This window comes from Mesorhizobium sp. M1A.F.Ca.IN.020.06.1.1 (assembly GCF_004023265.1).
Taxonomy (GTDB): domain Bacteria; phylum Pseudomonadota; class Alphaproteobacteria; order Rhizobiales; family Rhizobiaceae; genus Mesorhizobium.
The window spans coordinates 1-7981 of record NZ_RZSR01000182.1; the positions used below are offsets into that span (position 1 = coordinate 1).

5 protein-coding genes and 3 pseudogenes are annotated in these 7981 nt (G+C 64.7%); 3 read left to right on the forward strand and 5 right to left on the reverse strand.

All coding sequences use genetic code 11. The features are described from left to right. Positions 1 to 15: 15 nt before the first annotated feature. Together EOA60_RS38870 and EOA60_RS10880 are read left to right on the forward strand one after the other, a co-directional pair. Positions 16 to 178, forward strand: a pseudogene (locus tag EOA60_RS38870) (arginase); the annotation flags it as partial. A 2-nt stretch (positions 179 to 180) separates the two neighbouring features. After that, entirely contained in the window at positions 181 to 1239 is a 1059-nt protein-coding gene (locus EOA60_RS10880; protein WP_095825135.1) for an ornithine cyclodeaminase, read from the forward strand. 169 nt (positions 1240 to 1408) lie between these two features. On the opposite strand, the gene EOA60_RS10885 is transcribed toward EOA60_RS10880, so the two are convergent. The 5 genes and pseudogenes from EOA60_RS10885 to EOA60_RS10905 all read right to left on the reverse strand — a co-directional run bounded on the left by EOA60_RS10885 (position 1409) and on the right by EOA60_RS10905 (position 7256). After that, complete coding sequence (locus tag EOA60_RS10885) at positions 1409 to 2410, reverse strand: substrate-binding domain-containing protein (protein WP_095825134.1); 1002 nt, start codon at positions 2408 to 2410, stop codon at positions 1409 to 1411. A 16-nt stretch (positions 2411 to 2426) separates the two neighbouring features. Next, positions 2427 to 3443 (reverse strand): ABC transporter permease, encoded by a 1017-nt coding sequence (locus tag EOA60_RS10890; RefSeq protein WP_095825133.1) that lies wholly within the window; start codon positions 3441 to 3443, stop codon positions 2427 to 2429. After that, positions 3440 to 4942, reverse strand: coding sequence for a sugar ABC transporter ATP-binding protein (locus EOA60_RS10895; RefSeq protein ID WP_127239942.1), 1503 nt, complete (start codon positions 4940 to 4942; stop codon positions 3440 to 3442). The genes EOA60_RS10890 and EOA60_RS10895 overlap by 4 nt, the downstream gene beginning before the upstream one ends. Positions 4943 to 5047: 105 nt before the next feature. After that, complete coding sequence (locus EOA60_RS10900) at positions 5048 to 6019, reverse strand: sugar ABC transporter substrate-binding protein (protein WP_128311348.1); 972 nt, start codon at positions 6017 to 6019, stop codon at positions 5048 to 5050. Between the two features lie 144 nt (positions 6020 to 6163). Then, positions 6164 to 7256, reverse strand: a pseudogene (locus tag EOA60_RS10905) (helix-turn-helix domain-containing protein). A 192-nt stretch (positions 7257 to 7448) separates the two neighbouring features. Here EOA60_RS10905 and EOA60_RS10910 point away from each other — a divergent pair. Then, positions 7449 to 7981: pseudogene (locus EOA60_RS10910) on the forward strand (SAM-dependent methyltransferase); the annotation flags it as partial.

Consider the following 7981-nt stretch of genomic DNA (forward strand, 5'->3'; position numbering starts at 1 on the left):
GGCGAACTGTAGCAAACCAGGCCGGACGGCGCGACCTTCCGCGAGGCACTTTGGCCATGGAGATGCTGCACGACTGGGGTGACCAGCCTGGATCTGGTCGAACTCTGATCTTGCCGCAAGCCTGATGGGCCGCCGCATCATGGACCGCCCGACCCGCAGCCATTCCGGAAGCCTCTGATCATGACCCAGCCGTCCCGCCTTGCCATCGTCCCCTTCGTCAGCGTCGACCGCATGATGAAGCTTGTGCTCGCCATCGGCCTCGAGCGCTTCCTCACCGAGCTTGCCGGCTATATCGAGGAGGATTTCCGCCGCTGGGAGCTGTTCGACAAGACGCCGCGCGTCGCCTCGCACAGCCATGACGGCGTCATCGAGCTGATGCCGACCAGCGACGGCCGCCTCTACGGCTTCAAATATGTCAACGGCCACCCGAAGAACATGCGCGAAGGCCGCCAGACCGTCACCGCCTTCGGCGTGCTCGCCGATGTCGGCTCCGGCTATCCGATGCTCTTGACCGAGATGACGATCCTGACGGCGCTGCGCACCGCCGCGACCTCGGCGGTTGCCGCCAAATATCTGGCACCGAAAGGGTCGCGCGCCATGGCCATCATCGGCAACGGCGCCCAGTCCGAGTTCCAGGCCGTCGCGTTCAAGGCGCTGCTCGGCATCGACCGGCTGCGGCTCTACGACATCGACCGCTCTGCTTCCGAAAAATGCGCCCGCAACCTCGCCGGCAAGGGCTTCGACATCACCATCTGTTCGACCGGGCAGGACGCGGTGGAAGGCGTCGACATCATCACCACGGTGACCGCCGACAAGCAGTACGCCACCATCCTCACCGACAACATGGTCGGCTCCGGCGTCCACATCAACGCCGTCGGCGGCGACTGTCCCGGCAAGACCGAGCTGCACCGCGATATCCTGTTGCGCTCCGACATTTTCGTCGAGTTTCCGCCGCAGACGCGCATCGAGGGCGAGATCCAGCAGCTTGAGGCCGATCATCCGGTGACCGAGCTGTGGCAGGTCATGACCGGCCAGGCCGAGGGCCGCAAGGCGAAGGAGCAGATCACGCTGTTCGATTCCGTCGGCTTCGCCACGGAGGATTTTTCCGCGCTGCGCTATGTCCGCGACCAGCTCCAGGCGACCGGCCTCTACGAGGAGCTCGACCTGCTCGCCGACCCCGACGAGCCGCGCGACCTGTTCGGCATGCTGCTCAGGGCCGCCATGCAGCCGGCGGCGTGAGGGAATGAGCGCGTGATCTCCCCCTTGCGGGGGAGATGGCCGGCAGGCCAGAGGGGGTCGCCTCGCGTGGAGCGCCAACCTCCATCTGCCGCAGCAGGCCGACTCCAGTCGGACCGACCCCCTCTGTCGCCTTCGGCGACATCTCCCCCTCAAGAGGGGAGATTACACGCTACTTCTGCAAAGCCGCGCAGCTTTCCCTCTCCACCAGCACTGGCGCCAGCACCTCGCGGCGCGACGGCGCCTCCGGCTCGCCGACGCGCTCGAGCAGCAGGCTCACCGCCCGCGTTCCGATCTTTTCGACCGGCTGCGCGATCGTCGTTAGCGGCGGCCATGTGGTGACCGCATAGGGGATGTCGTCGAAACCGATCAGCGACATGTCGTCGGGCACCCGCAAGCCGCGCGTGCGCAGCGCGGTGATGGCGCCCATGGCCATCAAATCGTTGCAGGCGAACACCGCCGTGATCTCCGGCGCCTGCGCCATCAGCCGCTCCATCGCCAGGCGGCCGCCGGCGAAATGATAGTCGGAATCGACCACCCACGAGGCAGGCAGGTCGATACCTGCCTCCGCAAGCGCCCGGGTAAAACCGCGCAGGCGGGCCGGGCTGGAGCTCGAATCGCGCGGACCGCCGATGACACCGATTTTGCTGTGGCCGAGCCCGACCAGATGGCGCCCGGCGAGATAGCCGCCGTGATCGTGGTCGACCAGCACGGAATCGACATGGACAGAATGGATCTCGCGGTCGAGCAGCACCGCCGGCAGGGCGGCGGACAGGTGCGAGAACACCCGCGCATGGTCGGACGAACCGGCGAAGATCAGCCCGTCGATCTGCTTTGCCATCAACACCGACAGATAGCGCTCTTCCTTCTCGGCGCTGCCATCCGAGTTGCACAGGATCACCGTATAGCCGGCCACGAAGCCGGCATCCTCGATCTGGCGCGCCACGCTGGCGAAGAACGGGTTGGAATTGTCCGGGAGCAGCAGGCCGATGGTCTTGGTCTCCCCGCGTCTCAGGCTCCGCGCCAGCGAGTTCGGGCTGTAGCGCAGGGCGGTTATCGCGGCGCGCACGCGCTCGGCCGTCTCCGGCTCGACATGGCGCGTGCGGTTCATCACATGCGAGACCGTTGCGACGGACACCCCCGCATAGCGCGCGACATCGGCAATTGTGGTCATGGTTCCCTCTGACCCTCTAGCGGATCCTCCGCAACAGCCTCTCCCGATAAGCGTCTAGGATGACGGCGAGCACGATGACAAGGCCAATCACGATCGGTTTGAAATTGTCGCCGACGCCGAGCAACTGCAGCCCGGTGCTGAGCACCTGCAGGATGCAGGCGCCGACCAGCGTGCCGATGATCGAGCCCTTGCCGCCGCTGAGGCTGGTGCCGCCGATGATGACGGCGGCGATTGCATTGAGCTCGTAGCCGACGCCTGCGATCGGGCTGCCGATGTTCAAGCGCAGCAGATAGACCATGGCCGCGATGCCGGCCGTCAGGCCGCTGATGGTGAAGGCCGCGACCTTGTAGAAATCCGGATTGTGGCCGGAGAGGCGCACCGCCTCGTCATTGGTGCCGACGGCGAAGATCATGCGGCCGAACACGGTGAAGCGCAGCACGAACCAGCCGGCCGCGATCACCAGCACCGCGACCAGAAAGATCGACGGCAGGAAGCCGCCGATGATCAGATTGCCGAAATCGACGAAACTCTGCGGCAGGCCGGTGATGGTCGAATTGTCGCTGACCACGCGCGCGGCGCCCGCCGCCATGTTGAGCATGCCGAGCGTGACGATGAAGGACGGGATCTTCCAGCGCGTCGAGATCCAGCCGTTGAGGAAGCCGCAGGCAGCACCGGTCGCCATGCAGGCGAGCAGCGCCAAAGTGATCGCGACGGCCGGCGACAGGCTTTCGTCGATCATGACGGTGGCGCCGACCACGGTGCAGAGCGCCAGCACCGAGCCGACCGAAAGGTCGATGCCGCCGGTGAGAATGACGAAGGTCATGCCGGCGGCGAGCACGGTGTTTATGGCGATCTGCACGAAGATCTTCAGCGCGTTGCCGGGCGTGGCGAAGTAAGGCGCTGTGAGCGAGAAGAACAGCGTGATCAGCACCAGCGCCAGAAGCACGCCGGCGTCGCGGATCAGGACGCGCAGGAACTTCGCCTTGCCGGGAGAAACAGGCGCCGACACGAGGGTTTCGGACGTCTCGCTCATGGTCGCACATACTCCTGGTAGGCGAGCGACAGGATGCGCTCCTGGTCGAATTCGGCTCGCGGCACCTCGCCGACGATCTTGTTCTTGGAAAAGACGATGATGCGATGGCACATGCCCATCAGCTCGGGCAGGTCGGAAGACACCATGATGATGCCTTTTTGAGCCGCCGCCAGCATCCACAGAAGCTGGTAGATCTCGCGCCGCGCGCCGATGTCGACGCCGCGCGTCGGCTCGTCGAGGATCAGCGTCGAGGTGCCGCGGAACAGCCACTTGGCCAGTACCACCTTCTGCTGGTTGCCGCCCGAGAGGTTGCGCACCGCCTGCTCGATCGAGCTTGCCTTGACGCGCAGCTGGCCGATGAGATCGTTCGCTGCCGCGGCTTCGGCCCGGCGGTTGACCAGCCCGTGGCGCGACACCTTGCCGAGATCGGTGATGGTGATGTTCTTGTCCACGGCCAGATCGAGCAGCAGGCCCTGGCCTTTGCGATCCTCGGTAAGCAGGCTGAGCCCATGCCGCACGGCATCCTTGGGCGCCGTGATCGCCACCGGCTTGCCGTCGATCTCGACGACGCCGTCGAGCCTCGGATCGGCGCCGAACAGGGCCCGCATGGCTTCGGTCCGGCCGCTGCCGACCAGACCGGCCACGCCCAAGATCTCGCCGTGGCGGACGTTGAAGGAAATTTCGGGCGTCACGGCGCTGCGCTTCAGATTGGTGACGCTGAGCGCGACCTTGCCCGGCACGATCGAGGCGTCGAAGCCGAATTCGTCGGCGATGTCGCGGCCGATCATCATGCGCACGACATCCGGCACGCTGAGGCCGTGGAGGTCGCGGGTCGCGACCAGCCTGCCGTTGCGCAAGATTGTCACCCGGTCGCCGATCTCGAACACTTCGTGCAGCCGGTGCGAGATGTAGATGATGGTGACGCCCCTGGCCTTCAGCCGCTTGATGATAGCGAACAGCCGCCCGATCTCCGGCGGCGTCAGCGTCGCCGTCGGCTCGTCGAGCACCAGCAGCTTGCTGTCGTAGCTCAGCGCTTTGGCGATCTCGACCAGCTGCATCTGCGCGACGCCAAGCGCTTCGACCCGCGTCCTCGGATCGACATCGAGCCCGACTTCCTTGAGCAGCGCGACGGCGCGCCGGTTGAGCGCCTTGCGGTCGACGATGCCGAAGGCGCGGCGCGGCAGGTTTTCCAGCATCAGGTTCTCGGCGATGCTGAGATAGGGCAGTAGGTTCAGCTCCTGGTGCACGATGCGGATGCCGCTTAGCTGCGCGTCATGCGGCGTCTTCGGCTGATAGGGCTGGCCGTTGAAGGCGATCGTCCCGCTGTCCGGCTGGTAAATGCCGGCCAAGAGCTTGATCAGCGTCGATTTGCCGGCGCCGTTCTCGCCGAGGACGATATGCGTCTCGCCGCGCGCGATCGACAGCGAGACGTCGCTCAGCGCGACCACGCCGGGAAAGATTTTTCCTACCCCTTCAAGGGAAAGAACCCCATCGTCCATGCAGCAATCCTGAATGGCGCTCATCGCCGCCGGCTGCTTGCCGGCGGCGATGATGAGACAAGCGAATGGATGGCGCCAGAGGGAGTCCCGGCGCCTGTGCTCGCCTCAGGCGGTGATCAGCTTGACGTCGGTCTTGACCCAGCCCGAGAACTTCTCGCCGGCAAGCTCGCGCAGGCCGTAGTCGATGCCCATGGCCGCCATCTGCGCGCCATACTGCTCGACCGTGGCGAGCATCTTGCCTTCCTTGAGCAGCGGGCCGACGGCCGGAATGTTGTCGAAGCCGACCACCTTGATCTGACCCGACTTGCCGGCCGCGTCGATCGCCTTGACCACGCCGAGCGCCATCGAGTCGTTCGCCGCCATCACGCCCTGGATGTCCGGGTGCTGGGTGAGGAAGTTGGTCATCAGCGTGTTGGCTTCCTCGGTCTCCCAATGCGCGGTCTTCGAATCGAGCAGGTCGAGGCCGTGCTCCTTCACCGAATCGTCGAAGCCGAGCTTGCGCTGCTTGGCGTTGTCGGCTTCCGGATTGCCTTCGAGGATGACGACCTTGCCGCCCTTGCCCAGCGCCTTGCCGAGCGCGTCGCCGGCGCCAAGCTCGCCGGCGCGGTTGTCCGGCCCGAAGAAGGCAAGGTCGATGCCGGCCTTCTTCTTGGCCTCATCGTCGAGCGCGACGTCGATGTTGATGACCTTGATGCCGGCCTTCAGCGCCTTGGCGATCGGCGTGACCATCGCCTTCGAATCGGCCGGCGCCACGACGATGATCTTGTAGTTCTGGGTGATGAAGTTCTCGATCGCATCGACTTGCGCGGCGAAATCGCGCTCGTCCTTCATGCCGACGGCGGCGAAATCGAACTTGTCCTTGTTCTTGGCCGCATAGTCCTCCGCGCCGGCCTGCATCTGCTTGAAGAACTCGTTGGCCAAAGACTTCATGACCAGGCCTACCTTCGGCTTGTCGGCCGCAAACGCCGGACCGAACGGCAGCGCAAGCGCGCCGGCCGCCAGCGCGCTTGTCTTGAGGAACCGACGACGCGAGAACGATCCCAGGTCGAGCCTGCGGGTATTTGAAACCTTGCTCATACTTTCCTCCTCCTGAATGGGCGTAATCGGTTACGTAACCGATTACGCAAAAAACTACTGCTTGTCTTCGTCGGATGTCAACACGCTCGCGGAGGAAGCGTACCCGAGCGGCCTGCCGGGCGGATATCGCAGCGTCGGCCCGGCTTAGGTCTGCCGCTGGCTATTTCCCAGCCGGAGTTCGACGCTCTCGTCGGGCAAATGCCTTTGCGCATAGGCGGGGATCTTGAACCGCTTGCGGTATGCGCCGGGCGCCAGCCCCGTCACACGTTTGAACAAGCGACGGAAGAACGCAGGCTCTTCGTACCCGACCTGCCAGCTGACGTCGTCGATTGACGCGTCGGTGCGCTCCAGTCGGCGCTTGGCGTCCTCGATCCTCAAGCGCTGTACATAGGCGATCGGGCTCAGGCCGGTCGCACTCGTGAAACGGCGTTTGAAGGTGCGCTCCGTGAGCTGGGCGCAGCGGATCATCTCTTCTATGGGATTGGCGACCGAAAATCGGGTGGCGATCAAGTCCTGCGCCGCCTGAACGGCAAGATCGCCATGATCCTTGCGACCCTCAAAGATGATGTAGGGCGCAAGACCGTTCCTGATGCCACTGCAGCGCGAATGAGCGCGCCACGGCCTGGGCTGCGGTCGCGCCGGCGTGTCGGGCGATCAGGTACAACACCAGATCATGCCAGGTCATGGAAGCACCCGAGGAGATGAGCTCCTCTCGCTTGCCCGACACCACCAGCACACGATCCGGGTGGATAGGCACTTGTGGAAACGTCCGGCCGAAGTCGCCGGCGTAGCCATAATGCACGGTCGCGTCCACGCCATCGAACAGACCGGTTTCGGCAAGCAGGAAGATGCCTGAGCACGCCGAGCACAAGAGCGCGCCGCGGCCATGCATGGCGCGGAACCACTCGATCAGTTCCGGATGCAGGTCCTTTCGCCAGCCGTTCGGCCCAAGCAGGATCGAAGGAACAATGACGATGTCGGTCATATCCACCTCCGCCACACTTCGCTGAACCATGACCGGCACGCGGCTGGCCAGTTCCAGAGCGCCCGTTTCTAGGCCGACGATCTCAATCTCGAAGGGCGGAGCCTGGCGCGGCTCGCTGCCCGGCAGCGGCATTATTTTGAAGGCATTCATCACGTCGAAGATGCCCGACAACGTGGACACCACGGCCTCTGGAATGGCCACCAGACTCACGTGAAGCGGCTCGGATGCGGCAGTGGTGAAGTGACGATGCATGTCGGCTAATCCATGTCGCAGGTGCCGCAACCATAGCGCCCGGCGCGCGCGGCCGCCAGTTTCTCTCCTGACGACGGGCCAGTGGCACAAATGGCCCGATTCTGGAGAGTCGCGCTCTCCCGTTTCTTCCCTGTTCCTGCGATTCAGCCGCTGCCTCGGGATTGCCCGAGCGCTTGGACAGGAGACTTGGACATGGAGCATACCCACAACCATAAGATCGATCCGGCAAAACTCGATGCGCTCGTCGCGCGAGCGATCGGTGATATTTCGGCCGGCTACGGCGGAGTCATGATCAGCCTCGGCCACCGTCTCGGTCTTTACAAGGCCATGGCGGGCCTCGGACCCCTCAGTGCCCGCGCGCTCGCGGGGCGGGCCGGCTGTGCCGAACGTTACGTACGCGAATGGCTCAATTCCCAAGTGGCGGGCGGCTATATCGTCTACCACCCGGTCAGCGACACCTACGAGTTGACACCCGAACAGGAAGTCGTGCTCGCCGACGAGGACAGCGCCGTCTTCATTCCCAACGCTTGGGCGGTGCCCGCTTCGATGTGGGCCGACGAAGAGAAGGCCGTAGAGGCTTTCCGCACCGGCAAGGGCATCGCCTGGGGAGATCATGACGGACGCCTGGCCTGCGGCGTGGCCGCCTTTTACCGGAACGGCTACAAGGCCAGTCTCGTGAGCGAATGGCTGCCATCCCTGGAGGGCGTCGGCGAGAAGCTCAGGAC

Bases quoted from the DNA above. Each gene is read 5' to 3' on its own strand.
- EOA60_RS10880 (WP_095825135.1), top strand. From the start codon at position 181: ATGACCCAGCCGTCCCGCCTTGCCATCGTCCCCTTCGTCAGCGTCGAC.
- EOA60_RS10885 (WP_095825134.1), bottom strand. From the start codon at position 2,410: ATGACCACAATTGCCGATGTCGCGCGCTATGCGGGGGTGTCCGTCGCA.
- EOA60_RS10890 (WP_095825133.1), bottom strand. From the start codon at position 3,443: ATGAGCGAGACGTCCGAAACCCTCGTGTCGGCGCCTGTTTCTCCCGGC.
- EOA60_RS10895 (WP_127239942.1), bottom strand. From the start codon at position 4,942: ATGGACGATGGGGTTCTTTCCCTTGAAGGGGTAGGAAAAATCTTTCCC.
- EOA60_RS10900 (WP_128311348.1), bottom strand. From the start codon at position 6,019: ATGAGCAAGGTTTCAAATACCCGCAGGCTCGACCTGGGATCGTTCTCG.